The organism is Streptomyces sp. NPDC051677, assembly GCF_044453465.1.
Taxonomy (GTDB): Bacteria; Actinomycetota; Actinomycetes; order Streptomycetales; family Streptomycetaceae; genus Streptomyces.
Window position 1 is genome coordinate 16,896 of the sequence record NZ_JBITCT010000008.1, and the last position, 26,606, is coordinate 43,501.

General features: G+C 70.3%; 23 protein-coding genes and 1 pseudogene. 15 read left to right on the forward strand and 9 right to left on the reverse strand.

Annotated features, from left to right (window positions below):
• Positions 1-319: 319 nt before the first annotated feature.
• Together ACIBAF_RS11375 and ACIBAF_RS11380 are read right to left on the reverse strand one after the other, a co-directional pair.
• Complete coding sequence (locus ACIBAF_RS11375) at positions 320-532, reverse strand: hypothetical protein (RefSeq protein ID WP_399462941.1); 213 nt, start codon at positions 530-532, stop codon at positions 320-322.
• Between the two features lie 38 nt (positions 533-570).
• Complete coding sequence (locus ACIBAF_RS11380; protein WP_399462942.1) at positions 571-1,629, reverse strand: glycosyltransferase family 2 protein; 1,059 nt, start codon at positions 1,627-1,629, stop codon at positions 571-573.
• Between the two features lie 544 nt (positions 1,630-2,173).
• Between ACIBAF_RS11380 and ACIBAF_RS11385 the strand changes: the two genes are divergently transcribed.
• The 5 genes from ACIBAF_RS11385 to ACIBAF_RS11405 all read left to right on the forward strand — a co-directional run bounded on the left by ACIBAF_RS11385 (position 2,174) and on the right by ACIBAF_RS11405 (position 7,622).
• Positions 2,174-3,676: a cellulose binding domain-containing protein gene (locus ACIBAF_RS11385; protein ID WP_399462944.1), complete on the forward strand. Its 1,503-nt coding sequence runs from the start codon at positions 2,174-2,176 to the stop codon at positions 3,674-3,676.
• Positions 3,677-3,735: 59 nt separating this feature from the next.
• Positions 3,736-5,415, forward strand: a complete 1,680-nt coding sequence (locus tag ACIBAF_RS11390; protein WP_399462945.1) for a helix-turn-helix domain-containing protein — start codon at positions 3,736-3,738, stop codon at positions 5,413-5,415.
• A gap of 204 nt (positions 5,416-5,619) precedes the next feature.
• Complete coding sequence (locus tag ACIBAF_RS11395; protein ID WP_399462946.1) at positions 5,620-5,946, forward strand: non-heme iron oxygenase ferredoxin subunit; 327 nt, start codon at positions 5,620-5,622, stop codon at positions 5,944-5,946.
• A gap of 3 nt (positions 5,947-5,949) precedes the next feature.
• On the forward strand, positions 5,950-6,552 hold the full coding sequence (locus ACIBAF_RS11400) for a TetR/AcrR family transcriptional regulator (RefSeq protein WP_399462947.1): 603 nt from the start codon (positions 5,950-5,952) through the stop codon (positions 6,550-6,552).
• 386 nt (positions 6,553-6,938) lie between these two features.
• Positions 6,939-7,622, forward strand: coding sequence for a TetR/AcrR family transcriptional regulator (locus ACIBAF_RS11405; protein WP_399462948.1), 684 nt, complete (start codon positions 6,939-6,941; stop codon positions 7,620-7,622).
• 288 nt (positions 7,623-7,910) lie between these two features.
• Here the strand turns inward: ACIBAF_RS11405 and ACIBAF_RS11410 are convergent.
• The 4 genes and pseudogenes from ACIBAF_RS11410 to ACIBAF_RS11425 all read right to left on the reverse strand — a co-directional run bounded on the left by ACIBAF_RS11410 (position 7,911) and on the right by ACIBAF_RS11425 (position 12,536).
• A pseudogene (locus ACIBAF_RS11410) lies at positions 7,911-8,281 on the reverse strand (thioesterase II family protein).
• Positions 8,282-8,369: 88 nt separating this feature from the next.
• Positions 8,370-10,085 (reverse strand): ABC transporter ATP-binding protein, encoded by a 1,716-nt coding sequence (locus ACIBAF_RS11415; protein ID WP_399462949.1) that lies wholly within the window; start codon positions 10,083-10,085, stop codon positions 8,370-8,372.
• A complete protein-coding gene (locus ACIBAF_RS11420) occupies positions 10,082-11,872 on the reverse strand; it encodes an ABC transporter ATP-binding protein (RefSeq protein WP_399462950.1) in 1,791 nt (596 codons plus the stop codon). The genes ACIBAF_RS11415 and ACIBAF_RS11420 overlap by 4 nt, the downstream gene beginning before the upstream one ends.
• Positions 11,873-12,107: 235 nt before the next feature.
• On the reverse strand, positions 12,108-12,536 hold the full coding sequence (locus ACIBAF_RS11425) for a hypothetical protein (RefSeq protein ID WP_399462951.1): 429 nt from the start codon (positions 12,534-12,536) through the stop codon (positions 12,108-12,110).
• Positions 12,537-12,835: 299 nt separating this feature from the next.
• Here ACIBAF_RS11425 and ACIBAF_RS11430 point away from each other — a divergent pair, with 299 nt between their 5' ends.
• The gene (locus ACIBAF_RS11430) at positions 12,836-13,759 is read left to right on the forward strand and encodes an alpha/beta hydrolase (RefSeq protein WP_399462952.1); all 924 of its coding nucleotides are present in this window, start codon (positions 12,836-12,838) and stop codon (positions 13,757-13,759) included.
• Here the strand turns inward: ACIBAF_RS11430 and ACIBAF_RS11435 are convergent.
• The 3 genes from ACIBAF_RS11435 to ACIBAF_RS11445 all read right to left on the reverse strand — a co-directional run bounded on the left by ACIBAF_RS11435 (position 13,737) and on the right by ACIBAF_RS11445 (position 15,590).
• Positions 13,737-14,312 carry a GNAT family N-acetyltransferase gene (locus ACIBAF_RS11435; RefSeq protein WP_399462953.1) on the reverse strand — a complete coding sequence of 192 codons (576 nt, stop codon included), beginning with the start codon at positions 14,310-14,312 and terminating at the stop codon, positions 13,737-13,739. The genes ACIBAF_RS11430 and ACIBAF_RS11435 overlap by 23 nt on opposite strands.
• A 94-nt stretch (positions 14,313-14,406) precedes the next feature.
• A complete protein-coding gene (locus ACIBAF_RS11440) occupies positions 14,407-14,991 on the reverse strand; it encodes a polyprenyl synthetase family protein (RefSeq protein ID WP_399462954.1) in 585 nt (194 codons plus the stop codon).
• Positions 14,992-15,047: 56 nt separating this feature from the next.
• On the reverse strand, positions 15,048-15,590 hold the full coding sequence (locus ACIBAF_RS11445; RefSeq protein ID WP_399462955.1) for a 1-deoxy-D-xylulose-5-phosphate synthase N-terminal domain-containing protein: 543 nt from the start codon (positions 15,588-15,590) through the stop codon (positions 15,048-15,050).
• A 367-nt stretch (positions 15,591-15,957) separates the two neighbouring features.
• Between ACIBAF_RS11445 and ACIBAF_RS11450 the strand changes: the two genes are divergently transcribed.
• The 9 genes from ACIBAF_RS11450 to ACIBAF_RS11490 all read left to right on the forward strand — a co-directional run bounded on the left by ACIBAF_RS11450 (position 15,958) and on the right by ACIBAF_RS11490 (position 26,606).
• Entirely contained in the window at positions 15,958-17,346 is a 1,389-nt protein-coding gene (locus ACIBAF_RS11450; RefSeq protein ID WP_399462956.1) for a cytochrome P450, read from the forward strand.
• Between the two features lie 7 nt (positions 17,347-17,353).
• Positions 17,354-18,889 (forward strand): prenyltransferase/squalene oxidase repeat-containing protein, encoded by a 1,536-nt coding sequence (locus ACIBAF_RS11455; protein WP_399462957.1) that lies wholly within the window; start codon positions 17,354-17,356, stop codon positions 18,887-18,889.
• Entirely contained in the window at positions 18,886-19,803 is a 918-nt protein-coding gene (locus tag ACIBAF_RS11460; protein ID WP_399462958.1) for a terpene synthase family protein, read from the forward strand. The genes ACIBAF_RS11455 and ACIBAF_RS11460 overlap by 4 nt, the downstream gene beginning before the upstream one ends.
• Positions 19,804-20,020: 217 nt before the next feature.
• Entirely contained in the window at positions 20,021-21,103 is a 1,083-nt protein-coding gene (locus tag ACIBAF_RS11465; RefSeq protein ID WP_399462959.1) for a polyprenyl synthetase family protein, read from the forward strand.
• A 195-nt stretch (positions 21,104-21,298) separates the two neighbouring features.
• Complete coding sequence (gene mvk / locus ACIBAF_RS11470; RefSeq protein ID WP_399462960.1) at positions 21,299-22,282, forward strand: mevalonate kinase; 984 nt, start codon at positions 21,299-21,301, stop codon at positions 22,280-22,282.
• Positions 22,275-23,327 carry a diphosphomevalonate decarboxylase gene (gene mvaD, locus ACIBAF_RS11475; RefSeq protein ID WP_399462961.1) on the forward strand — a complete coding sequence of 351 codons (1,053 nt, stop codon included), beginning with the start codon at positions 22,275-22,277 and terminating at the stop codon, positions 23,325-23,327. Before mvk ends, mvaD begins: the two co-directional genes overlap by 8 nt.
• Complete coding sequence (locus tag ACIBAF_RS11480) at positions 23,324-24,460, forward strand: phosphomevalonate kinase (protein ID WP_399462962.1); 1,137 nt, start codon at positions 23,324-23,326, stop codon at positions 24,458-24,460. Before mvaD ends, ACIBAF_RS11480 begins: the two co-directional genes overlap by 4 nt.
• Positions 24,457-25,545 carry a type 2 isopentenyl-diphosphate Delta-isomerase gene (gene fni, locus ACIBAF_RS11485; RefSeq protein ID WP_399462963.1) on the forward strand — a complete coding sequence of 363 codons (1,089 nt, stop codon included), beginning with the start codon at positions 24,457-24,459 and terminating at the stop codon, positions 25,543-25,545. The genes ACIBAF_RS11480 and fni overlap by 4 nt, the downstream gene beginning before the upstream one ends.
• The gene (locus ACIBAF_RS11490) at positions 25,542-26,606 is read left to right on the forward strand and encodes a hydroxymethylglutaryl-CoA reductase (RefSeq protein ID WP_399462964.1); all 1,065 of its coding nucleotides are present in this window, start codon (positions 25,542-25,544) and stop codon (positions 26,604-26,606) included. Before fni ends, ACIBAF_RS11490 begins: the two co-directional genes overlap by 4 nt.

Consider the following 26,606-nt stretch of genomic DNA (forward strand, 5'->3'; position numbering starts at 1 on the left):
AGACAGCCGGCCCAGGGCCCCGGAGACGCCAAGACCGCGCCCCGAAGACAACCCGACCGAGATGACCCGAAGACAGCCGGGCCGGCGCCCCGGAGACAGCCGAGCCGGGTGGCCCGGAGGCAGCAGTCCACCCCGGTGACCCCGAGACAGCAACCCGGCCCCAGAGGCCCCGAGACAACAGTCCGCTCCGGTGCCCCCGAGACAACAGCCCGGCCCCAGCGACCCCGGGACAACAACCCGGCGTGGGGGCTCCGGGGTGGGGCGGCGCTGGGGGTGGGCTTTCGGGTGTGGTGGGCCGGGCTCGGGGGGAAACGATTCTTCAGGAAGCGGCTCGTCGGCTCTTCGCTCTTCCCCTGGCCGCCCGGCGGTCCTTGCTCTTGCGTCGGAGGGCCGCCATGTACCCGATCACGCTGAGCGCGAGGACCGTGACGGTGAAGCCGGTCCACATCTGGTCGGTGGTCGCCACCTTGGTCACCGCATAGGCGATGCCCGCGAGCACCGCGCACGCCCCCAGACCCTTGAGGGTGTTCATCTGTTTTTCCGACTCACTTCCAGGACCTGGTTCCAGGCCTACTTCCAGGCGGACACGCGGGTCACGTACGACTTGACGATGGACGAGAACAGCCAGTAGGCGCGCACCACGGTGTAGACCAGCTCGGGGATCAGCAGGGCCTCGACGAACATCGCCTTCCAGCCGAGGTTCGTGACCCGCAGCGCCGGATAGATGACCCAGAACGCGAACAGCGCCCACAGCCAGGGGCTTTCATGGAGGCCGTTCACCGCGACCATGAGGAGCTGCCCCGACCCCCATCCCAGGATGTAGATGAAGCCGATGCAGCCCAGGATCATCGTGGTGATGGAGTGCCAGGTGAACTTGGTCCAGCCGCGCCGGCGCAGTGTGTCCACGGTCCCGCGGCTCCACCGTTCGCGCTGCTGGATCAGCTCGCGCAGGGTGGGCATGAGGTCGGTGTAGGCGATGCAGAGCTGGTTGGCCGTCACCTTCCAGCCGGACTCCTTGAGCGCCAGCGTGGTCTCGTAGTCCTCGACCAGGTTGCGGTGGTCCTCCCAGAAGACCTCGCCCCGCCAGTCGATCAGGTTCTGCAGGGCCTCGGCCCGGTAGAAGGAGCCGGCCCCCGACATGGTGTGGACGTCCGTGCGGTAGCGCGCGTTGGCGGCCCGGCCGTACTCGATGATCTGCATGCCGAGGAGGAACCGCTGCCAGGGGTTGCGCCACAGGTCGGTGCGGCCGAGGCAGGCGGCGCTGACTCCGCCGAGCTCCGGGTCGGACGCGATGACGTTCTGGGCCCGCTCGACGAACCTGGAGTGAAGCTCGGTGTCGGCGTCCATGACGAGGATGTGGCCCACCCGATTGGTGAGCCGTCCGCCGACGGCCTCCCGGAGCCAGCGCAGCCCGTAGTTGAGGGCGCCGGCCTTCTTGTGGGGGTTGTCGGCGAAGTTCAGGACGACCGTGGGCGGGGTGTTCTCGTCCTCGGCGAACTCGCGCGCGTATTCCTCGGTGCGGTCGGTCGAGTTGTTGACGACCACGACGATGAGGTCCGGGCGGCGGGACTGCCCCGCCAGGGACTCCAGCGAGGTGAGGACGCCGACCTCCTCGTTGCGAGCCGGCACAAGGACGACGGTCTCGTAGACCAGCGTGTCCTGCCCAGTCGGCTCCGTGGGCGCTTCGTACGCGCCCCGCCCTCTTCGGTGCCGACTGCGCGCTGCGCGCTGCGGTTCAACGCGCGCGGGACGCGCCGCTGTACCGGCCATTGCCAATCCCCCCACCCAGGTTCGTTCACACGACGACCCCAACGCCGTGTTCAAGTTGTGAAAGCCCCACGGAAAATACCCCAGCGGTGACCGACCGGCACAGACCCTCCCACCCCGCCGAGACCCCTCGACGATCATGCAGTTGAACTGCGAATGAACGCTGGAAGTCCTGTTTGAACGACAAAAAGGCAATAATTCGGACGCTTGGAGCCCATAAGGCGCCACGGAGGACAGTGAGCAAAACCACACTCTGCGGCGAGAAAAAGCATGCCCTGGCCGGTTTGTTGAAGATATGCCTACGATACGCGGCGATGATCAGCCATATCAGTCGTAGGCCCGGCGCCCGGCACACCCTGCCGTGCACCGCCGGCTCGGCGGCATACTCCCCCACCCCGGAGCGCTCGTGAGCCGCCGCCGTCCACCCCGCCGCCGCGGCCGGAAGGGCCTCATATCGCTCCTCGTCGTCGGCGCTCTCGTGGCGGCCGGGGCAGCGTTCTACTTCCTTTGGTGGTCCCCGGGCTCCGACTCCGAGCCCACCGCGCTGAAGGTCCGCTACCGGACCGACGCGCCCGCCACGAGCGCCGTGGCGAGGCCCTGGCTGGAAGTCATCAACACGTCCGACAAGCCCGTGGACCTGAGTGACGTCACTCTGCGCTACTACTACTCGGCCGACGACGCCTCCGCATACGCGTCCAACTGCGTCCAGACGGCGCTCGGCTGCTCACACGTCACCCAGAAGACCACCGCGGCGGACGACGCCTCACCCGGCGCCGACCACTACCTCCAGGTCGGCTTCCGGCAGGCCACGGGCACCCTGGCCCCCGGCGGGAGCACCGAGGGCATCGGCCTGCAGCTCTACCGCGTCGACCACAAGAACCTGGATCAGAAGAACGACCACTCCTTCGACGCCGATGACAGCGCGTACACGCCGTCGAAGCGGGTGACCGCCTACCTCAGCGGCGCACTGGCCTGGGGCGAGGAGCCGAACGGCGCCACCGCGGCGCCGGCGGACTCGTCCTCGTCCTCGACGTCGAAGTCGACTTCGACCTCCACGTCGAAGTCGGGTTCGGCGGCGGGACCGGCCGGGCCGCCCGCGCTGCCCAAGGGCGTCCTCTTCGACGACTTCAACTACACCGGTCCCGGCGACCCGGCACTCGCGGCCAACGGCTGGGAGGCCCGTAGCGGCGAGGGCGGCCCGGGCATCAAGGACAGCTGGTCGAAGGACGGCGTCAGCTTCCCCACCGGGGAGGGCGAGGACGCCGCGCCGGGCCAGGGCCAGGGGCAGGCGCTTCAGCTGCGGGCCGAGACCGACGGGACCCCGAAGGGCACCCGGCAGTCCGAGTTCCACAGCGCCAAGGGGACCGTCTTCGAGGGAACCCTCGTCGCCCGGGTCCGCCTCAGCGACAAGCCGGCCGGCGGCAGGGACGGCGACCACATCGCCGAGTCCTTCTTCACCATCTCGCCCGACCACGAGTCGAAGAAGTACAGCGAACTCGACTACGAGTACCTGCCCAACGGCGGCTGGGGGGCGTACGGTCCGCGGCTCGACACCACGAGCTGGCACGACAGCGCGACGAACGACCGGGTCACGAAGTCCCACATCACCAAGCTCGGCGGCTGGCACACCATGGTGATCACCGTGCACGACGGAAAGACCACCTACTCCATCGACGGGAAGGAGCTGTTCAGCAACGGCAGCGACCACTCCCCGCGTGAGCCCATGACCGTCAACTTCAGCACCTGGTTCATCGACCTCCCGTTCAAGGGGTCGCGCAGCTGGGACATGCAGGTCGACTGGCTCTACTACCAGGCCGGCCAGGACGTGTCCGGCAAGGACGCCCAGAAGGCCGTCGCCGGCCTCACCGCCGACGGCACCCACTACGTGAACACCCTGCCCAAGCCCTGATCCCCGTCGCCCCCCGTTACGGTGTCCGGAACACCCTCCACGGGGAGCACACACCGCCCATGCCACTGCCCGACGCCGCCACGACGTCCCCCGCCGACGCCGCCGCCTCCAGCGACACCAGTACCCCCGCCGAGGCCGTGGCGCCGCTGATGCGGGGCGTCGCCGTGCTGCACCGGCTCACCGAGGCGAACGGCGTGCTGAGTCTCAGCGCACTCGAACGCGCCACGGGCCTGGCCCGCTCGACCGTCGACCGGATCGTGGCGACGCTCGCCCGCATGGGATACGTCCGACTGGACGGCCGGGACGCGATCCTGACCCCCCGCGTCATGGAACTGGGCAACGCCTACCTGGCCGCCCTGCGCCTGCCCGCCCTCCTGGACGCCCGCGCGGACGCCCTCGCCGACGAACTCGACGAGTCGGTCTCCCTGGCGGTCGCCGACCGCGACGGCATCCGCTTCATCCACCAGGCGACCCGCCGCCGCGCGATGTCCCTGAGCTTCCGCATCGGCGACCTCCTCCCGGCCGAACGCACCGCCCCCGGCCCGCTGTTCGCCACCGAGTGGACGGACGAGGACTGGCAGACCTGGCGCACCCGCCGCACGACGGACCCCGAGAACCGAGACTTCCCGACGGTACCGCCACTGCCCCACCACACCCCGGGGCACGAGGGCGAGGACAAGGACGAGAGCGAGGGCAAGGGCAAGGGCGAGGGCGTCGACAGCGACTTCGTACGAAGGACGACGGAAGCGGCGTCCGCGCACCACGCCCTGGACGACCAGCTGATCGAACCGGGGCTGGTGGCGGTCTCCGTACCCGTACGGGATCCGCGTACCGCCCGGATCGCGTGCGTGGCGAACGTCGTCAGCCACACCAGCCGGCACACGGCGGCGGACCTGCGCGAAACGCTGCTCCCACGCCTTCGGGCGGCCGTGTCGGCGATGGAGGACGACCTGCGCCACGCCCCTCCCCCGCACCCCGGACCGCCCCCCGCGGGCCTGGCGACCTGGACGGGTGCGTCGAAACAGGAACTCGGCCGGGAGTTCATCGAGTCCCTGGCCCGGGGCCTGACCGTGCTGACCGCGTTCGGCGAGGGCAGGGCGGAGCTGACCCTCACGGAGGTCGCCAAGGCGACGGGCCTGGCGAGGGCGACGGCCCGCCGCGCACTGATCACGTACGAGCACCTGGGCCTGGTGGCCGCGACCCCGCGCCGCGCCTTCGCCCTCACCCCCAGGGTCCTCGCGCTGGGGTTCCCGCCCCTCTCCCGGACGTCCCTCCCGCGCATCGCGACCCCCCACATGGCGGCGCTGACGGCGCAGATCCAGGAGACGACCGCTCTGGCGATCCTGACCGGCCGGGGCGACGAGATCCAGTACACGGCCCAGGCGCCCGCGAGCCACGTCATGAGCGTGGACGTCACGGTGGGGACGAGGCTGCCGGCGAGCGGAACGTCGATGGGCCGGGTGCTGCTGCCGGAGCACCCGGACGCACCGCCTTCGCACACCTCGCCGTCCTACGCCCTGGTCGACGAGGAACTGGAACAGGGCCTGCGGGCGATCGCCGTCCCGATCCGCGACCGGACGGGCCGGGTGATCGCCGCCCTGAACGCGGCCACCCACGTCGCCCGCCGCACGGCCGAGAGCTGCGTCCACGACATCCTCCCCGCCCTGATGTCCACCGCCTCCCACATCGAGACGGACCTCCACACGGCCTCCCGCTTCACCCCCGTCCCCCTGATCTGACCCACACAGGATCGGCGGAGGGGCGGAAAGGCGGAGGAGCGGAGGGGTGGCAGCGGCTTAGGTCCATCAGCCGAGTCCGACTCGGGCTGCGGTCGGGTCCCCGTGCCGGGCTGCGTCGCTAGCGTGGGCGACCAGCCACCAGCCACCAGCCACCCAGCCGCCCCGCCACCAGCCCCGGCGCCATGGACGTACCCGAGGAGAGCGATGCCCAGCAGCGGCTACACGTACCTCTGCCAGTTCGATGTGCTGGAGGAGGGCGTGCCCCGGCGGTTCGAGGTGGAGGGGGTGCCCCTCTCCCTGGTCCTGGCGGAGAAGGAGGTGTTCGCGATCTACGACATGTGCTCGCACAGCGCCGTCTCGCTCTCGGAGGGCGAGGTGGACGGCTGTACGGTCGAGTGCTGGTTGCACGGCTCCCGCTTCGACCTGCGCACCGGGCACCCCCTCGACCCGCCGGCGACACGTCCCGTCCCGGTGTATCCGGTGCAGATCGAGGACGGGTGCGTGTATGCGCACCTGGCGCCGCGGGCGTGATCGGTGACGCAGCTGCCGGACGATCCCGCCGAGGAGCGCGCCGATGCCGCCCGCAACCGGACCCGGTTGTTGGAGGCGGCCGCCTGGCTGGTGACCGAGCGGGGCGCCGAGCACGTGACGATGCACGAGGTCGCGCAGCTGGCCTGCGTGGGCAAGGGCACGCTCTTCCGCCGGTTCGGTGACCGCAACGGTCTCCTGCTGGCCCTGCTGGACGACGTAGAGGCGGAGTTCCACGAGGCGTACACCTTCGGTCCGCCTCCGCTGGGGCCGGGAGCACCGGCGCAGGACCGGCTGACGGCATTCGGCTGCGCCTTGATCGAGCGCGTCGCCGACCCTACGGACCTGGGTCCGGCGCTGGGACGCCAGATCCCCGTGGAGCGCCGCCGGACCTCGCACTACGGCAGGGCGTTCCATCGTCATGTCTCGTCACTCCTCAAGGAGGCGGGCGTCGACGGCGATCACGACATGCTCGCGCACGCCATGCTCGCCTTCACGGACCTGGAGACCATGGACTACCTGCGAGGCGATCGTCAGGCCGCCACCGCGCGCCTGCAGAGCGCCTGGGTGGACCTGGTGCGGCGGGTCACCGAAGCCGACGCACACTGAGCACACTGAGCACACTGAGCACGCTGAACGCCGGTGAGGTCGATGACCGCGAGGCGTCGATGCTCCGGCCCGACCTCTGTACGCACGTAGGTGCCGCGGCCGTCCGGCCCGCGACCGGCCATCGTCCCGGTCATCGCATCGAGCACCTCACCCTGGTGCGTCAGATCGGCCTCGAACGACACCCGGCCTGCTATCCCGCACATCTCACGTCCTCTTTTCCATGGCACCTATTTCCAATGAAGCAATGAAGCAATGAAGCAAGAACGCACGAATACGGCCAAACCAGCATCGTCCTCATTACCCGACAATGTTCGTTTCACCCCGACCGGTGTGGATTTTCCATAGCTGCGGAATGCTAGAATCGACCCACCCGTATGGAGGATGATATGCCCGCAGGAAAACCCCGCGCCAAGGTCGTCGGTCGGCCACCTCATCTGTCCCTCGATGCCATCATCGCCGCGGCGGAACATATTCTGCAGACCGAGGGCGCGGGAAAGCTTTCGATGCGGCGCCTGGCGAACGAATTGAAAAGCACGCCGATGGCGCTCTATTATCACGTTCGCAACAAGGACGAGCTGCTTCTGCTGCTGATGGAGTCCCAGGCCCGGCGCATACCGCGCCCGGAACTGCCGGAGGACCCACGGGAGCGGCTGATCGCGGTGTCGATCATGCTCTACGAGCTGCTCGCCGACCGGCTGTGGATCGTGCAGGTGGTGGCCGGCGGCGACCTCATCGCCCCCTCGGCGCTCTGGTTCGTCGAGGAGATGATCAGCGCGACCGTGGACTACGGACACACGCCGGAACACGCCGTGTACATCTACCGGACGATCTGGTTCGCCATCGTCGGCGACCTGATCATCCGTGCGTACGGCAAGCAGCGACGCGCCCGGGCCACCGGACCGACCTACGAGGACCAGGTCGTCGCCGGCCTGATGAGCGGCACGCACCCCCGGCTGGCGGCGGTCGCCGATCGATGGGCCGAGCTCAACGGCCGTGACACCCACCGCCAGGGCCTGACGGCGATCATCGACGGGCTGCTGCGGTCGGAGGAGACCGTGGAGGGCCGGTAGCCGGCGGCTTCACGGGGCGGACGGCCAGGGGACCGACATCTTCTCGGACGCCGTCCGCGCGCACGCTGCCAGGACTCCGACGACCGCGTCGCGGTGCTCGTCCAGGTAGAAGTGCCCGCCCTCGAAGGTGCGGAACGCGCATCCGGCGTCGGTGACCTCGCGCCACCCCTGGGCCTCGGCCGCTGTGATTCTCCGGGTCCTGGTCGCCGTACAGCACCGTGACCGGAGTCCGCAGCCGCGCGCCGGGCGACGGCCGACAGGTCTCGCTCCAGCGGTAGTCGCTCCGGATCACGGGCAGGAACGTCCGGACGAGCGGGGCGTCGTCGAGGAGGTCAAGCCGCGTCGCGCCGGGGCGGGGTGACCGGACACGTCCAGGCCCGTCGGCGGGGCCCCCGCCGCCGTCACATGGCGGGCGACCTCATAGGCGACGACGGCCCCCATGCTGTGCCCGAACAGAATCGTCGGGACCGGCGGCCCGTCGAGCGGGAGATCGGCCGCCAGTACAGCGGCGAGCCATTGGATAGCGTCCGGCACGGTTCGCCGAATCGATCTTCCCGGCCCGAATACTGAACGGCGAAGAATTCGATGTCCCAAGGTGCCGACCGGTCCCACGAACGGTAATAGCTCGCACTGCCGCCGCCGTGCGGAAAGAGAAGCACGCGGGCCCAGGCCTAGGGGCGGGACGCGAGCCGGCGAAATACTCCGGCCCGCCGGCCCCCCGACCAAGGAATCGATGCGCATACCCACTCATTCACTCGCTGCCGGCGCCATGGAAATGTTCCAGAAATCGGCGTAGCGGCCGCTCCGGGCGAGAAGCTCGTCGTGGCTGCCCTCCTCCACGATGTGGCCGCCCTCCAGGAAGAGGACGCGGTCGGCGCGCTGCACGGTCCGCATCCGGTGGGCGACCATCACCACGGTCCGCCCGGCCATCAGGCGCTCGATGCCCTCGTGGACGGCGGTCTCGTTGACCGGGTCGAGGGCGGAGGTCACCTCGTCCAGCAGGACGATCGGCACGTTCTTCAGCAACGCCCTTGCGATGGAGACGCGTTGGCGCTCACCGCCCGACAGCAGCGCGCCGCCTTCGCCGACGTTCGCCTCCCATCCGCCGGGCAGCCGCTCGATGACCTCGTCGAGCCGGGCCGCGGTCGCCGCCGCGCGGACGTCGGCCTCGTCGGCGTCGGGACGGCCGAGGCGCACGTTCTCCTCGATGGTGCCGTCGAAGAGATAGACGTCCTGGAAGACGATGGCGATCTGTGCCATCAGCACCTCGGTGTCGATCTCGCGCACATCCACGCCGCCCACGCGAACCACGCCGGAGTCCACGTCGTAGAACCGGGCGAGCAACTGGAGCAGGGTGCTCTTGCCCGCACCCGACAGTCCGACCACGGCGAGCCGCTGCCCCTGGGGCACGGAGAAGGACACCTCGTCGAACACCGTGCGTTCGCGGTGCCGGAAGGTGACGGACTCGAACGCCAGGTCGTGGTCGACCGGCCGGACGGGCTCACGGGGTTCCGGCAGCGGCGCGGTGCTCAGGACCTTGTCGAGCCGCTCCAGCTCGGACTGGGCGCCGCGGAGCCCCGCGCCGATGTCCGACAGCGACAGCAGCGGATCGGCGCAGCGGGCCGCGAGCACCAGGATCGTCAGGACCTCCGCCGCCCCGATGCTCCCGCCGAGCGCGAGGGAGGTGCCCAGCGCCAGCACCGCGGTGAAGGCCACCTGCACCGCGACCGTCAGGCCCACCGCGCCGGGCAGCATCGCCAGCACGGTACGCCGGGAGGAGCGCTGGACCTCCTGGAGCGAGTCGTCGAGCAGCTCGAACCGCTCTCCGGTGCGGCCGCCGGCGCGCAGCACCGGCTGGGCCTGGAGGAACTCGATGACGCGGTCCGATGCCTCCTTGTCCCGTTCGTGGCGGTCCGCGTCGGTGCCGGCCATCGAGCGCGCGGTCCACTTCTGGATCGCCGCCACGACGGGTGCGGCGATCAACGCGGCGACGCCCAGCTGCCAGTTGAAGGCGATCATCACGGCGACGATCGTCAGGGGGGTCACCAGGGCGGAGATGAACGGGGCCAGCAGGTGCGCGGAGACGCCCATCGCCTGGAGCAGGCCGCGGCTGGCCATGACGGAGATCTCGCCGACCCGGCCGGCGTTGTACCAGCCGATCGGCAGCCGGGCCAGGTGCTCGCCCAGCCGGTAGTACATGCCGTGCAGCATCTTGGTGCCGACGCGCATGCCGGAGAGGTCGCTGACGTAGCGCAGCACGGCGTAGACCGCGACCGCCGCCCCGAACGCGATCAGCCACGGCACGGCGTCGTCCGGCGTGCTGCCGAACAGTTCCCGCAGCACCGGGACGAGCAGCGCGTAGGAAAGACCCTCGACCATCGCGGTGATCGTCATCAGGACCACGGTGCGGCGCATCGCCTGGGCGTACTCGGGTCCGAGCACGCGCAGCAGCGTTCGAATCATCGGGGCTGTCCTCCTTGGGATCGCCAGAACTCGGCGAACTTTCCTTCCTGCGCCAGCAGTTCGGCGGGGCGGCCCCGCTCGACGATCGACCCGTTCTCCAGCATCACGACGGTGTCGGCGTCGGCGACCGTCTCCGGGCGATGGGCGATGACCAGGATCGTCCGCTCGCCGCCCAGGGCCGCCAGGGCCTGGCGGATCGCCTGTTCGGTCTGCGGGTCGGCGAAGGCGGTCGCCTCGTCGAGCACCAGGACGGGTGTGTCGGCCAGCAGCGCGCGGGCGAGGGAGATCCGCTGGGCCTCGCCGCCCGAGAGCTTGACGTCCTCGCCGATCACCGTCTCGTAGCCGTTGGGCATGTCGAGGATCCGGTCGTGGATGTGGGCCAGCTTGGCGGCGCGCACCACATCGTCGCGCTCGGCGTGCGGCACCGCGAGCGCGATGTTGTCCGCGACCGAGGCGCGCAGCAGGCGGACGTCCTGGAAGACGAAGGAGACCGTGCGGTAGAGCTGCCGGCTGCCGATCTCGCGCAGGTCGACGCCGCCGATGGCGACCGAGCCCTGGCTCGGGTCGAAGAACCGCGGCAGCAGCTGGACCAGGGTCGACTTCCCGCTTCCCGACGGCCCGACGAGCGCGGTGAAGGTCCCCGGCTCCAGCACCAGGTCGACCCCGCGCAGCACCTCGCGGTCCTCGTCGTAGCCGAAGCGGACATCGCGCAGCTCCACCCGGTGTCCCTGGGGCGCGACCGGATGCGCGGGCTCCGGAAGCGACGCGACGTCGAGGACTTCCTTGATCCGGCCGACGGCGCGGCCGGCGGCCTGCATGTCGTCGAAGCCGTGGCCCAGGGCCGCCACCGGGGCCGTCAGGCCCAGGCCCAGCAGCAGGAAGGGCAGCAGGTCGGCCGGGGCCAGACTGCCGGACGTGATCATGGACGTGCCGCCGATCAGGACGACGAGCAGCACGAACGGCGGGGACAGCGCCAGCTGCATCCCGGCGGCGACCAGGGACATGCCGCGCACCCACCGGGAGAACGTCCCGACGAAGTCGTCGACGGCGGTGAGGAACTTCCCGTGGGCGCGCTCGGATCCGCCGAACGCCTTCACCACCGAGATGCCCTGCACGAACTCGACGACGGAGCTGGCGATCCGTCCCATGGCCTCGTCGAAATCCTCCTGCTCGCGCGTCCTGGCGGGGAGCATCAGCAGCGGGACCAGGAGAATGGCCATCACCACCGGGATCAGCGTGATCAGCGTGAGCCGCCAGTCGATGGTGAACAGGTAGACCAGCGACGCCAGCGGCACCACGAACGCGGAGACGAGCTCGCCGGGCGCATGGGCGATGAGCGGGTGCACGGCGCTCACGTCCTCCCCCACCACCTTGGCCAGCTCGCCCGTCTTGCGGCGGGATAACCAGCCGATCGGCACGCGGCCGAGCCGGTCGGCGAGCTGTCGACGGAACGTCAGCTGCGCCTGGCTGTCCAGCACATGGCCGAGTCCCGAGGACGCGGCGGTGAACAGCAGTCGCACGAACAGGCCGGCCGCGCCCAGGATCACGGCCGTCCAGACGTGCCCCTCGTCGATCGTGCCCGGCGCCAGCAGGGTGCGGCCCAGCTCGACGACCGCCAGCAAGGGCGCGAGTCCCGCGAGAGCGCCGATCACCTGCAGGATCGCGACGGCCGCGAACTTACGGACATGAGGACGCAGCAGCCTGGACAGGCTCTGCTCCTCCACGGAGTCGGAGTCCGACGTCGGCGTGGACCGCTCCCCCGCTCCAACAGTGTCGGTCGCGCTCATCACTCTCCAATCGTACGCGTACAAATATCACTGTACTCGGCTGTGGGCCCGGGGGAGACAGGGATTCCGGCCAGAGATCGTCGACGGTCAGAGGCTTCCCGGATCCGGGCTCGGCGGCCTCGGGACAGCCCAGGGCCCCGGTCAGCTCCTTCCAGGCGCGGGCGACGGCCAGATGGCGCTGCCGGCCGTGCAGAACTCTCAACTCCGCCTCCGACGCGTGCTTCCGGCGTGATGGCTACGACAAGTGGTGCGCGGCGCAGGGGTGTCGAACACCCCGGTTCGGCCGGTTCAACTGGTTCGGCTGGTTCTGCTGGTTCGGCCGGTTCAACTGGTTCGGCTGGTTCTGCTGGTTCGGCTCGACGGTGGAGCCGCGTCCCCAGACGTTGCGCAGGGTCAGGCCGAGGAGCTGCAGGCGTCGGCGCAGCCGGAGCATCGAGAGTGTGAGGACGACTCGGGCCTCCAACTGGCCGACCCGGGCCTGGAGATCCTCCGGGACGATGGGCGGGCGCACCCAGTCCTCGTAGGGTCCGATCCGTTCCGGCGGCGGAGCGCCGTGTTCCACGACCAGAAGGCACAGCCGCCGTCGTGCCCGGCATCCCTCACGGATTTTACTTTCGGCGGACCGGCGGACGAATCTCACCCAGCTCTTCACATCGACGGTCACGGACAATCTCCTTGCCCGCCCGCGTCCCGCCGACTCTTCTAACCCCTGAGGCCAGAGCGAATACCGCTCTCCGTCATTGCACAGCGCCAGATATTCTCGGCTGTCGTCCTCGACGAAGGTACAGCAAGGGCCCGAACCAGAGAAGTATTAATTTTCCATATGCGCCCGTGCAATCCGCATTCCCTTTTGAGCGATCTTCACCATGGTTCTTCCAGAACGAACCATTTATCATTGATCATCGATTCCGTGAACCAGCCCGCAGGGGGCCCGCGATGCCTTTGGACCGCTTTTTACGCAGCTTGATCGCCTGGCAGGCCGCCGGGGGGCCGCCGGTTCCGGATCGCGCCCTGACGGTCGAGCAGGCCCGTGAGCGGTACCGGGCGAGCTCAGCACGCCCCCACCGGGAGGACGGACACCCCCGCGCGGCCGTCGCCTCCGCCGATCGCACGATCGGCGCCGAGGACGGATCCTTGATCCGGTGCAGGGTGTACACCCCAGAATCGGACGAGCGCCGGGTGATCACTTTTCTGCACGGTGGCGGATGGGTCCTGGGCGACCTCGACAGCCACGACCGGGCCTGTCGGATGCTCGCGGCGTCGCTGGGCTCCGTCGTCGTCTCCGTCGGCTATCGACGGCCCCCGGAGTTCCCCTACCCCACTCCGCTGCGCGACGCCGTCGCCGCGACCCGCTGGACGGCCGAGTCGTTCCCGGGCCGTGAGCATGTGGTGGCCGGTGACAGCGCGGGGGCCAGCCTGTCGCTGGGCGTCGCCCTGGACGCGCGCGACACCGAGGGCCCGGACCTCGCCGCGCTGCTGCTGGTGTACCCGCCGGTGGATCCGAGCCTGCGGATCGCCGCGGCCTGCGAGCACGCCGAGGGGTATCTGCTGAGCGTCGAGGACATGGTCTGGAACTACGAGATGTACGTCCCCGATCCGGAGCGCCGCGGCGATCCCGCCGTCGACCTGCTCAACGCCGACCTGCGGGGCCTGCCGCCGACGGTGCTGGCCACGGCGGAGTTCGATCCGCTCCACGACGAGGGGGTGCGGCTGGCCGAGAAGCTGGCGGCCTCGGGCGTCTCCGTGCGCCATGTTCCCGGGCCGGGTCTCGTCCACGGCTATTTCCTGATGCAGGACATGGTGCCCGCGGCGGCCGCGTGCAGCCGGCTGGTCGTCGAGGAGCTGCACGCGGTGCTGAGGTCGTTCAGCGCGCCGCGCGCCACATGAAGCGGGTGTCGACGTCGAGGATCGTCTCCCGGGAGACGATCTCGAAGCCGAACTTCTGGTAGAGCACGACGTTGCGGTCGACGTCCGTCTGGAGGAAGACGGGTGTCCCCTGCTTGTCGACCCCGTCGAGGAACGTCCTGAGCAGCGCCGTCCCGACCCCGTGCCCCTGCTCGTCCGGGTGGACGGCGACCGGTCCGATGTGCCAGTGGGGCTCGCGGGGCTCGTGCTTGGCCCTCGAACTCATCACCTTGAAGGCGCGGGGTAAGTTGAATCCGATCGTCCGGATCATCACCGGCGCCGTTCTGAGCTTCTCACCCAGCTTCATCTGGCAGTGCGGCCATTCCGCGGCGTTCAGGATGCCGACGAGCCGGCCCTCCCGTTCGGCGCCGAGCACATGGCTGAAAGGGCTCCCGAGCTTGATGATGCGTGTTCCCTGTTCCATCGCCCGGGTGGCTTTTTCCTGATCACCGCGCACGGTGGCCAGATTGCTCGGATTGTCGGCGAAGGCGAGTCCGACTATTCGGCATGCGACTTCCAACTCGGCGGCAGCCATGGGCCGCACTGTCACATCGCTCACTTCAACCCCCAGGATGCAATCACCAACGGTATTTGATTCGGCCCGATCATCGCCTGAATATCTGAGCTGTTCAACCGGTTCGGGAAAAGTCGAGGCCCAAATCGGCGGGAGTGGCGGGCAGCACTCGCTTCACCCCACCGCTCACGAGGCTCGCCAGGCGGCCGCGCGCGACGGTGCGCAGCGCGTGCTCGACGGGTTCGGGCAGGACGGCCGCCACGCGCGCGCGGCTTCGGCCTCCGTGAGCGCCTGGTCGCCGAGGATCGCGCGCAGATCGGCCTCCTGCTCCTTGTCGGCGGCGAGCGTGAGCGCGACCAGGACGGTGTGCTTGCCCTCCCGCAGATCGTCGAGGCGGGACTTGCCGGTCTCCCCCCGGGTCTCCGAAGATCCCGAGGAGGTCGTCGCGCAGCTGGAACGCCTCGCCGAGCGGGATCGCGAAGGCGCTGAGGTCGTCGGGCAGCCGCCCGTCCCCGCCGGCGAGTGCCGCCCCGATCTGCAGGGGCCGCTCGACCGTGTATTTCGCGGTCTTGTACCTGATGACGTTGAGCGGCCGCCGCCGAGGCGGTCCGGCGACGGGCCCACGCTGTGCAGGAGCTCGGGGAAGCGTTCGGCGAAGGGGGCGAGGCCCACCGGCCCGCGCATTGCGCCGCTCATGCACACGATGTCCTCGAAATCCGCGCCGAGTTCGGTGATCTCCCGCCCGAACACCTCGGTCTACGAGGTGCCCGCGGGAGCGTGGGGCTTCCCGGTCGCGGGGTCGAGCACACCGATCCCGTGCATGCGGTCCGCCGGGCCGGTCTCGGCCGGCTCCCAGCCGCGGCCCTTGTCGGTGACGACGTGCACCACCACTACCTGGCGCATGTCGCACGCCTTGCACAGCGCCGCCTCCACGGCGGGGATGCCGTGCCCGTCGACGGGGCCGACGTAGGCGAGTCCCAGTTGCTCGAACACGTTCGGGCCCAGGTCGGCCGGACCGCGGCGTGCGGTGCGCAGTGCGGCCAGGCGCCGGGCGAGACCGCCGATCGTCGGGTCGTAGGAGCGGCCGTTGTCGTTGCGGACGACCATCACCGGCAGTTCGGGGCGCTCGGCCAGATTGTTCAGGCCCTCCCGGGCGAGGCCCCCGGTCATCGCCCCGTCCCCGATCACCGCCGCCACGGACCGGCCGGCCCGCTGGTCGTGGAGCCCGAGGCCGGCGGCGATGCCGCGGGCGCAGGAGAGCGCGGTCGAGGCGTGGGAGTTCTCGACCCGGACGCGCACACCTGCACCTGCCCCACCAGCAGCGTCCTGATCTCCGCCGCGAGGGCGTGGAGCCTGCCGTGGTCCATCGCGAGCAGAGCCGAGCGGTCGAGGTCCGGCCGGCTGTCGGCATCCGGTCCCGTCACCGGGGCGTTGAGTGCGACCTGCTCAACCACAGGCATCCTCCTGTAGGCGTTTCCGTACATGCACGACTCCCATTGGCGGCGCTCCGGGGTCCGACCGGCAAGGCCCACGGGCGGGCCGACGTGTCGCGCTTCGGCCTCGTGTCGCGCCTTTGCGGGCAAGCGCGACAGGCGGTGAAAGCGCGACAGGTCGGGGGTGCTCTTCCCCTGTCGAAGAGGCCGTCCTTTCTGCGGTACTTGGAGCCATGCCGGAGCTACCTGCCATCAGAAAAGCCCCTCGAAGCCTGCCTCTCGCAGGCCATGCCGTACCTCTGCTCCTACAGCCGCTGGAATTCCTGAAGTCACTCCCGGCACTCGGCGACCTGGTGAAAGTCAGAATGGGTCCCGGCGACGCCTATGTGCCCTGCGATCCCGCCCTGTTCCGGCAGATACTCAAGGACACCCGGCTCTACGACAAGGGCGGCCTGTTCTACGACCGGGGCCGCGAGGCCGTGGGAAACGGCCTGGTCACCAGCCGCTGGGCCGATCACCGTCGGCAACGCCCGCTGATGCAGCCGTCGTTCGACCACCGGCACATCGGCCATTACGCCGAACTGATGGCGGACGAGACGGAAGCCCTGATGCGCTCATGGCGATCGGGCGAGGTCGTCGACGTCGACAAGGCGATGGCAAGACTCACTCTTCGCATCACGACCAGATCCCTTTTCTCGGTGCCCGCGGACCACGCATTGGTGGCCCAGGTGGAGAAATGGCTGCCGATTCTCATGGACGGCTTCTTTCGGCGCATGTTCGTCCCGGCGCGGGTTCTGTCGCTCGTTCCCACGAAGATGAACCGGCAATACCCCCGCGCGATCGCGGAGATGCGCAAGCTCACCGAAGAGATCATCGACGAGGTGCGGCGCAAGAAGGACGAGGACCCCGGCCTGCTCGCGAGCCTGATGAACGCGCGCGACGAGATCACCGGAGCCCCGCTCGGAACGCAGGAGATCTTCGACCAGGTCCTGATCCTGCTGATCGCCGGGTCGGAGACCACCGCGACGGCGCTGGCGTTCACCTTCCATCTGCTCGGCGCGCACCCGGAGATCGGCGCCCGCCTGCGGGAGGAGGTCGACGGCGCGCTCGGCGGCCGGACGCCCCGCTTCGAGGATCTCTCCGGGCTGACGTTCACGAGGCAGGTGCTCATGGAGAGCCTTCGCCTCTATCCGCCGGCGTGGATGTTCACCCGGTCCACCACCACGGCCTGCGAACTCGGCGGGCACGCGTTCCCCGAGGGAACCACCTTCCTGCTCAGCCCCTACATCCTGCAGCACGACCCGGAGTTGTTCCCCCAGCCGGAGAGGTTCGATCCGGATCGCTGGCTGCCCGGCGCGATGAGCGACGTCGCACGCCGGTCGGTGCTGCCCTTCGGCGCGGGCGGCAGGAAGTGCATCGGCGACCAGTTCGCGCTCAACGAGGCGATGTTGGCCGTCGCGGGGATCGCCGGCCGCTGGAGCCTGACCCCGGTCGGCGACCGGCCGATACGGCCCATCGCCCGCGCCACGCTCAAGACGGGCCCTCTTCCGATGAGGCTCCAGGAACGCCCGCACGAACCGGTGCGGAATGCGACGACCACCGATCTCCGAGACCAGAGGTAGCCGGATCATGAACGTGACCTCCTACGCAGCCCTGCGGGACGCGGCTCAGGACATCGTCGACGAGATGATTGCCGATCCCTACGGACTCACCTCGCCGTCGGTGTACGAGACCGCGCGGATGGTGGCGTCCGCCCCCTGGCTGGAGGGCCATCGGCAGCGCGTGGAGTTCCTGCTGGCCCAGCAGCACGAGGACGGAACGTGGGGCGGGCCGGCGGCCTACGGGCTGCTGCCCACGCTCAGCGCCGTCGACGCCCTGCTGTCCGTCGCCGGTACGCAGGACGCGCGGCGGGTCGCCGGGGCCGTGGAGTCGGGGCTGGCCGCGTTGGCCGGGCGGTTCCCCCGGGACGTCGAACTGCCGGACACCATCGCCGTGGAGCTGCTGGTGCCCTGGCTGATCGAGCAGATCGATCAGCGGCTCTCCCGGATGGACGACCGGGGCGATCTGCCCGGCCGTCTGGACCTCCGGGCCGATGCGGGAGCGCTGAGCGGGATCCGCGAGGTGCTGCGTCAGCACACCGGCATACCGGAGAAGACCTGGCACTCGCTGGAGGCCCTCGGCGCCCCGGCCGTGCGGTCCGGCACGGTGACGCCGACGGGCGGGGCGGTGGGAGCCTCCCCCGCCGCCACCTCCGCCTGGCTGGGCGATCCGCCTCATACGGACGCCGCGAAGGCGTGCCTGGAGTATCTGCATCAGACCCAGGCACGTCATGGCGGCCCGGTCTCGGGCATCACCTCGATCAGCTACTTCGAACTGGCCTGGGTGGTGACGGCGTTGTCCGGCTCCGGCCTGGACGTGGACATCCCCGCCCAGGTCCCGGACACTCTGCGGACCGCGCTGGGGGCGAACGGACTGGCCGCCGGCCCGGGTCTCCCGGCCGACTCCGACGACACGTCGGCCGCCCTGCACGCCCTCGATCTCCTCGGGAAGCCGGAATCGGTCGATTGCCTGTGGGAGTACGACACCGGCCTGTACTTCACCTGCTTCCCGAAGGAACGCACCCCTTCCACCTCGACGAACGCACACATCCTCGTCGCCCTGGCGGATCGCTGCGGACAGGGCGACACGCGCTACGACCGCGCCGCCGAGCGGGTGGGCGGCTGGCTCGTCGAGCAGCAGCAGCCGGACGGCCGGTGGATGGACAAGTGGCACGCCTCTCCGTACTACGCGACCGCCTGCGGCGCTGCCGCCATGGCCCGCCTGGACGGGCCGCGCACGTCCGCCGCCCTGGACGACGCCATCCGCTGGGTGCTCGACACCCAGCACGCCGACGGGTCATGGGGACGCTGGGAGGGCACCGGCGAGGAGACCGCCTACGCCCTTCAGGTGCTGAACCGCCGCGCCGCCCCCGACCGTCCGGCCCTCGAAGCGATCCGGGCGGGCAGGGCGTTCCTGTCGGGCCATGTCGAGGACGATCGCGAGAATCCTCCGCTGTGGCACGACAAGGACCTGTACACACCGGTCCGGGTCATCCGCGCCGAGATCCTCGGCACCCTGGCCGCGACGCAGCGCCTGGCCGAGGCCGAGAAGCAGGCACGACCGTGACCCGGCCCCTTGGCGACCTCTCCCTCCCCTCCGCGGCGCAGTGTGTGCCCGTCACCGTGCTGGCGCTGAAGGTCCTGGCCGATCTGCGGTCCTGGGCGGCGGAATACCCGCAGGTCCTCGGGGCCACGCCGATCGAGGCCCTGGCGATCTCCACCGCGGCGATCAGCCCGTGGCGCGACGCGAACGAGCTCCGGCCGGCGGCCCGGATGTACGTGTGGGCCTACGCCCTGGACGACCACGTCGAGCAGAACGTCCGGAGCCTCGACGAACTCGACGACCTGTTCGGTCGCTGCGAGGCCATCGTCCGGGGCGGCGACCGGGACGACGGCCATCCCCTGCTGGCCTCCCTGTCCGGCTGGCAGTCCGCTTTGGAGCGTGCTCCCCACTACCCGAAACTGGCCGGCCTGTGGGGCGACCGATTTGCCGAGGCCCTGCGCGGCGAGCGGTACGACTGGACCGCGGGCCTGGCCAGGGACCGCGGCGAGGGCCCTTCCGATCCGCAGGAGTACCTGACGTACGCCGCCAGCTCCAATGCGTGGATCACCCACTTCCCGCGCTGGGCGACCAGCGACCGGGACGATCTCCTCGAGAGCCTGCCGGTCCTGGACAACGCCCTGGAGGCGATCGAGGTCGCCGTGCGCCTCTCCAACGACCTGGCCACCTTCGAGCGGGAGCGGGCCGAGCCCGGTCAGAACAACATCCTGATGTACGACGCCTCACCCGCCTGGGTGCACGACGAACTCGACCGGCGTTCCCGCAAGGCGCAGGAGCAGCTCGACCCGCTGGCGACGGCCGGGTTCGCACCCGCTGTCGAGCTGCTCCGCCTGCTCGACTGGTCGGTCACCTTCTACAGCGGCGCCGACTTCCGGGGATGGGGATCCGACCGCGATCTCACCGGGCCCTCCGACATGTGAACCCACGTGTACGGGGAACCAGCCATGCGGCGCGGTCCGAACAGCCCGTCACCGCTCGCCCCTCCATCGGCGACTCGCACCCGCGGCGCGGCCCGGCGACTGCCGGGACCCTCCTCCGCCCGGCCGGAAAGTGATGCCTCCCTTCGGCAGTTTCCCTCCCGCGCCACGCCCTCACGGACGCGGCCCCCACGGTCTTGACGAACAGGAGCAACGACACATGAGCCCCATCACTAGCCTTCACGAGCTGGGATCCGACGCCCTGGACTCGGTTCATCTGCGCGGCCTGATCGACGAGCGACTGAACGCCTTCCTCGACGCCAAGTGCGGCAGGGACACGGATGTCCACCTGGTCTCGCTCATCGAGCACCTGCGCGGCTTCCTGGCCGCGGGCGGCAAGCGCATACGGCCGCTCCTGTGCATGGTGGGCTGGCACGCGGCGGGCGGACACGGCGAAACGGAGCCCGTCATCGGCGCGGCCGCCTCGCTCGAACTCTTCCACGCCTTCGCCCTCATCCACGACGACGTGATGGACGCCTCCGACACCCGGCGCGGCCGTCCGACCCTCCACCGCACGCTGGAGACGGGTGCGAACGACACGGCCGCCGAGCGGTTCGGCACCAACAGCGCGATCCTGCTCGGCGACCTGGTCATGGTGTGGTCGGACGAGCTGCTGTACTCCAGCGGCCTCGACCACCAGCAACTGGTCGCCGTCCGACCGCTGTTGGACGCCATGCGGACCGAGGTGATGATCGGTCAGTACCGGGATCTGCTGGCCACCGGGCAGCCCACCGCGGACGTCGAACGGTCGCTGGCAGTGATCCGCTACAAGACGGCCAAGTACACCGTGGAGCGGCCGCTGCACATCGGCGCGGCCCTGGCCGGAGCGGACCAGTCCCTGCTGGACGTCTGCACCGCCTACGCTCTTCCGCTCGGAGAGGCCTTCCAACTGCGCGACGACCTGCTCGGCGTCTTCGGCGACCCGGCCAAGACCGGCAAGTCGACCCTGGACGACCTGCGGGAGGGCAAGGCGACAGCCCTGATGGCACACGCCCTCCACGCCGCCGACGCCGAGCAGGCGCGGGTGCTGAGGTCCCTGGTCGGCGACCCGGACCTGGACGAAGCAGGCGCCGAGACGGTCCGCGGGGTTCTACGGGCCACGGGCGCCGCCGACAAGGTGGAGCAGATGATCACCGATCGGGTGCAGCGTGCCCGGCGGGTCCTGGACGAGGCCCCGTTCCCGGACGAGGTCAGGAAGACCCTCGACACCTTCGTCACCACCACAACGCTCAGGGCCACCTGAGCACCACGTCGGCGCGGGTCACCACCGTCTCGGCGCCGCCACACGCGTCGCTCGCCTCGCGTGCCCATCCTGCCGAGCACGCACCGGCGGACGCGGTCGAACGGGCTTACTTCATTCCTTCCTAGAAGTCTGGATGACGCGATCTCAATGAAATTTCGACAAGGGGAGCTGAGTACGTCGACTCCACCGGCCTCGGTGGCGGGGACAGCGGAAAGCCGCCGCGCTCGCTCGGTCGGCACCGGCCGCGCCCACGCCAAGGTCATTTTGCTGGGGGAGCACGCGGTCGTCTACGGAGCCCCGGCGCTCGCCCTGCCCGTTCCGCAGCTGTCGATCACCGCCAGCGCCGGGTTCTCCACCCGCGGTGGAGAACCGGCCGGTGCGTCCTTCACGATGACCGGATCCGCCTGGAAGCAGGTCGAGACGCAGGCATCCGAGGGGCTGCGCCGGCTGACCACCGATTTCAGGGCGTCCATGGGCATCGACGACGGCCGACACCTCGATGTGATCATCGACGGTTCGATCCCGCTCGGCAGGGGACTTGGCTCCAGCGCGGCCTGCGCCCGTGCCGTCGTCCTCGCCCTGGCCGACCTCTGCGGCCGCGAGGTGTCGCAGCGGACGACGTTCGACCTGGTGCAGACCGCCGAGAACGTGATGCACGGCAAGGCCAGCGGCGTCGACGCCAGCACCGTCGGCGCGAGCGCCCCGTTGCTGTTCCAGGCGGGCGAGGCCCGCACGCTGCGTGTCGGCTGCGACGCGCTGTTCGTCATCGCGGACAGCGGCGACGTCGGCAGCACCAAGGAAGCGGTCGACAAGCTGCGGGAGAGGTTCCGACTCCACGCCGGAACACAGGAGAGGTTCTTACGCCGGGCGTCCGAACTGACGCGCGAAGCCGTGGCCGCCCTCGCCGCCGGCAAGCCGGAGGAGCTCGGCTCCCTGCTGACGGAGTATCACGGACTGCTCCGCGAGGCCGGGCTGAGCACCGACCGGATCGAGGCGATGGTGAGTGCCGCGCTCGCCGCGGGCAGCCTGGGCGCCAAGATCACCGGCGGTGGACTGGGCGGCTGCGTCCTCGCACTGACCCAGCCCGAGCAGGCGAGAGAGGTCACCCGGCGGCTGCACGAAGCGGGGGCCGTGCAGACGTGGATCGTCCCACTGAGGAGGCTCGTCACGCATGCCTGAGCAACGGATCACCGCGCTCCGCCCGCGGGAACAGCCGGACGCGAACGGGGTCACCGCCGTCGCGCACCCGAACATCGCGCTGGTCAAGTACTGGGGGAAGCGTGACGAGCGCCTCCACCTCCCTTGGACCAGCAGCCTGTCGATGACCCTGGACATCTTCCCCACGACCACCCGTGTCCACCTCGACGCCGAGGCCACGGACGACGAGGTGACCTTCAACGGCGCACCCGCGGCGGGCGAGGAACGGCGGCGCATCGCCGCGTTCCTCGACCTGGTGCGCCGGCGGGCCGGGCTCACGCAGCGGGCCGTCGTCGACACCCGCAACACCGTGCCCACCGGGGCGGGCCTGGCGTCCTCCGCCGGCGGGTTCGCCGCGCTCGCCGTCGCCGCCGCCGCCGCGTACGGACTGGACCTCGACGACGCCGGTCTCTCCCGCCTGGCCCGCCGCGGCTCCGGCTCGGCCTCGCGGTCGATCTTCGGCGGCTTCGCCGTCTGGAACGCCGGCACCCCCACGTCGCCGCCTGCGGAGGCCGACCTCAGCTCCTACGCCGAGCCGGTACAGGCGGGCGACCTCGACCCCGCACTGGTCATCGCGGTGGTCGACGCCGGACCCAAGGAGGTGTCCAGCCGCGCGGCGATGCGCCGCACCGTCGAGACCTCACCCCTGTTCGAGCCCTGGGCCGCGTCGAGCCGGGACGACCTGACCGAGATGAGGGAGGCGCTCCTGCGCGCCGACCTCGACGCGGTGGGGGAGATCGCCGAGCGCAACTCTCTCGGCATGCACGCGACCATGCTGGGCGCGCGCCCTGCGGTGCGCTACCTCTCGCCCGCCTCGCTCACCGTCCTCGACAGCGTGCTGCGGCTTCGGCGCGACGGCATATCGGCCTACGCGACCATGGACGCCGGACCGAACGTCAAGGTGCTCTGCCGTCGTACGGACGCCGACCGGGTCGCCGAGGCCGTGCGCGACGCCGCCGCGGGCGGCGCCGTGCACATCGCCGGGCCGGGGCAGGGCGCCCGCCTGGTGGACGAGGGCGGACGATGACCTCCGGGCGAACGGTCGTCCGCAGCGCGCCCGGCAAGCTGTTCGTCGCGGGCGAGTACGCGGTGGTGGATCCCGGTACCCCAGCCATCCTGGTGGCCGTGGACCGGGAGATCACCGTCACGGTGACCCTCTCCGACGCGGCCGACATCGTGATCTCCTCCGATCTCGTCCCCCGAGCGGTGAACTGGCGATGGCTCGACGGTCGGCTCCACGCTCCCGGCCCGAAGAACGGGGAACCCGACGAACGGGGCGCACACGGCGCGCGCGGCGCACTGGCACACGTGGTGTCCGCGGTCGAGACCGTGCGACGACTGCTGGCCGAACGCGGCCTGGCCCTGCCCGGGCTGGACATCTCGATCAGCAGCCGGCTGCATGACAACGGCCGCAAGTACGGCCTGGGGTCGAGCGGTGCGGTGACCGTGGCCACGATCGACGCCATCACGTCCCTGTGCGGACTGGACCTCTCACTCGACGCCCGGTACCGCCTGGCCGTGATCTCCTCGGCCGGGATCGACCCCAAGGGCTCCGGCGGTGACCTCGCCGCCAGTACATGGGGCGGCTGGATCGCGTACCAGGCGCCCGACCGGGCCTTCGTGCTCGACCTCACCCGCCGCCACGGCATCGAGGAAGCGCTGCGCACACCCTGGCCGGGCTATTCGGTCCGAAGGCTTCCGGCCCCACGCGGCCTCACCCTCGAAGTCGGCTGGACCGGCAACCCGGCCTCCACCGCCTCGCTCGTGTCCGGTCTGCACCGCCGGACCTGGCGCGGCACCGCGTCGCACCGCACGTTCGTGGAGACCTCCACCGACTTCGTACGCGCTTCGATCACCGCCCTTGAGGCCGGTGACGACCAAGGCCTGCTGCGCCAGATCCGCCGTGCTCGGCAGGAGCTGGCCCGCCTCGACGACGAAGTCGGGCTCGGCATCTTCACACCCGAACTGACAGCACTGTGCGCCGCCGCCGAAACCGCCGGCGGTGCAGCCAAGCCGTCGGGCGCGGGCGGCGGCGACTGCGGCATCGCCCTGCTCGACGCCGAGGCCCTGCACGACATCTCACATGTACGGCAGCGGTGGGCGGCGGCCGGGGTGCTGCCCCTACCCGTCCGGCCGGCCCCGGAAGGGATCGAGCAATGAGCGCTCAGCGCAAGGACGACCACGTCCGGCTCGCCATCGAGCAACAGAACATCCGCAGCGGGATCAACCAGTTCGACGAGGTGTCCTTCGTCCACCACGCCCTGGCCGGCATCGACCGGCCGCAGGTGTCCCTGGCCACGACCTTCGCCGGGATCTCCTGGAAGGCGCCGCTCTACATCAACGCGATGACCGGCGGCACCGCCAAGACCGGCGTCATCAACCGGGGTCTGGCGACAGCCGCCCGCGAGACCGGGGTGGCCATCGCGTCGGGCTCCGTGCACGCCTACTTGAGGGACCCGACGTGTGCCGACACCTTCCGCGTCCTGCGCCAGGAGAACCCCCACGGGTTCGTCATGGCCAACGTGAACGCGACGGCGTCGGTCGCCGACGCACGGCGTGCCCTCGATCTGCTGGAGGCCGACGCCCTCCAGATCCACGTCAACACGGCGCAGGAAACGGCCATGCCGGAGGGCGACCGGTCCTTCGGGTCCTGGGTCTCGCAGATCGAGAAGATCACGGCGGCTGTCGACGTGCCCGTGATCGTCAAGGAGGTCGGCAACGGCCTGAGCCGGGAAACCGTCCTGACGTTGCGACAACTGGGGGTCCGCGTGGCGGACGTCGGCGGCCGGGGCGGCACCGACTTCGCCCGCATCGAGAACGGCCGGCGCCCGCTCGGTGACTACGCCTTCCTCCACGACTGGGGCCAGTCCACCGCCGCCTGCCTCCTGGACGCGCAGGGCACCGGTCTCTCCGTGCTCGCCTCCGGCGGCGTCCGCCATCCCCTCGATGCCGCCCGCGCCCTGGCCTTGGGCGCCTCCGGCGTCGGGGCCTCCGGAGTGTTCCTGCGCACCCTGCTCGACGGCGGTGCCGAGGCGCTGATCGCGCAGATCACGAACTGGCTGGACCAGCTCGCGGCCCTGCAGACCATGCTCGGCGCGCGCACCCCCGCCGACCTCGCGAGCAAGGACCTGACGATCCACGGCGCCCTCCGTTCCTTCTGCGCCGACCGGGGCATCGACACGGGACGACTCGCCCGGCGTTCCCGATCGGCCGACACCCTCCACGATGCGACGGGAAGAGCATGATGACCGACACACACGCCATTGCCAGGGTCCCCATGAAATGGGTCGGCCCCCTCCGCGTCTCCGGGAACGCCGCGAACACCGAAACCCACGTTCCCCTCGCCACCTACGAGACGCCGCTGTGGCCTTCCGTGGGCCGCGGCGCGAAGGTGTCCATGCTCACCGAGCAGGGCATCGTCGCCACCCTCGTCGACGAGCGCATGACCCGCTCGGTGCTCGTCGAGGCGACCGACGCCCAGACCGCCTACACGGCCGCCCGCACCATCGAGGCGCAGATCGAGGAACTGCGCGCCGTGGTCCGTACCTGTAGCCGGTTCGCCGAACTGCTCACCGTCCGGCACGAGATCGCGGGCAACCTGCTGTTCGTCCGGTTCGAGTTCAGCACCGGCGACGCCTCCGGCCACAACATGGCCACGCTCGCCTCCGACGCCCTTCTGACGCACCTGCTGCAGACCATTCCGGGAATCTCGTACGGATCGATCTCCGGGAACTACTGCACGGACAAGAAGGCGACCGCGATCAACGGCATCCTCGGCCGCGGCAAGAACGTGGTCACGGAACTGCTCGTCCCGCGCGACGTGGTGGAAGGCGTCCTGCACACCACTGCCGCCAGGATCGTCCAACTGAACATCCGCAAGAACCTGCTCGGGACGCTGCTGGCCGGCGGCATCCGCTCGGCCAACGCCCACTACGCCAACATGCTGCTCGGGTTCTACCTGGCCACCGGCCAGGACGCGGCCAACATCGTCGAGGGCTCCCAGGGCGTCACCCTGGCCGAGGACCGCGACGGCGACCTCTACTTCTCCTGCAACCTGCCCAACCTGATCGTCGGCACCGTGGGCAACGGCAAGGGCCTGGAGTTCGTGGAGACGAACCTGACCCGCCTCGGCTGCCGCGCGGACCGCGCCCCCGGCGAGAACGCGCGCCGGCTCGCCGTCATCGCGGCGGCGACGGTCCTCTGCGGCGAGCTCTCGCTGCTCGCGGCGCAGACCAACCCGGGTGAACTCATGCGCGCGCACGTCGAACTGGAGCGCGACAACAAGACAGCAAAGGTCGGTGCCTGA

Bases quoted from the DNA above. Each gene is read 5' to 3' on its own strand.
- ACIBAF_RS11490 (WP_399462964.1), top strand. From the start codon at position 25,542: ATGATGACCGACACACACGCCATTGCCAGGGTCCCCATGAAATGGGTC.
- ACIBAF_RS11455 (WP_399462957.1), top strand. From the start codon at position 17,354: ATGAACGTGACCTCCTACGCAGCCCTGCGGGACGCGGCTCAGGACATC.
- ACIBAF_RS11480 (WP_399462962.1), top strand. From the start codon at position 23,324: ATGACCTCCGGGCGAACGGTCGTCCGCAGCGCGCCCGGCAAGCTGTTC.
- ACIBAF_RS11415 (WP_399462949.1), bottom strand. From the start codon at position 10,085: ATGATTCGAACGCTGCTGCGCGTGCTCGGACCCGAGTACGCCCAGGCG.
- ACIBAF_RS11435 (WP_399462953.1), bottom strand. From the start codon at position 14,312: ATGGCTGCCGCCGAGTTGGAAGTCGCATGCCGAATAGTCGGACTCGCC.
- ACIBAF_RS11420 (WP_399462950.1), bottom strand. From the start codon at position 11,872: ATGAGCGCGACCGACACTGTTGGAGCGGGGGAGCGGTCCACGCCGACG.
- mvaD (WP_399462961.1), top strand. From the start codon at position 22,275: ATGCCTGAGCAACGGATCACCGCGCTCCGCCCGCGGGAACAGCCGGAC.
- ACIBAF_RS11390 (WP_399462945.1), top strand. From the start codon at position 3,736: ATGCCACTGCCCGACGCCGCCACGACGTCCCCCGCCGACGCCGCCGCC.
- ACIBAF_RS11450 (WP_399462956.1), top strand. From the start codon at position 15,958: ATGCCGGAGCTACCTGCCATCAGAAAAGCCCCTCGAAGCCTGCCTCTC.
- ACIBAF_RS11465 (WP_399462959.1), top strand. From the start codon at position 20,021: ATGAGCCCCATCACTAGCCTTCACGAGCTGGGATCCGACGCCCTGGAC.
- ACIBAF_RS11405 (WP_399462948.1), top strand. From the start codon at position 6,939: ATGCCCGCAGGAAAACCCCGCGCCAAGGTCGTCGGTCGGCCACCTCAT.
- ACIBAF_RS11395 (WP_399462946.1), top strand. From the start codon at position 5,620: ATGCCCAGCAGCGGCTACACGTACCTCTGCCAGTTCGATGTGCTGGAG.
- ACIBAF_RS11375 (WP_399462941.1), bottom strand. From the start codon at position 532: ATGAACACCCTCAAGGGTCTGGGGGCGTGCGCGGTGCTCGCGGGCATC.
- fni (WP_399462963.1), top strand. From the start codon at position 24,457: ATGAGCGCTCAGCGCAAGGACGACCACGTCCGGCTCGCCATCGAGCAA.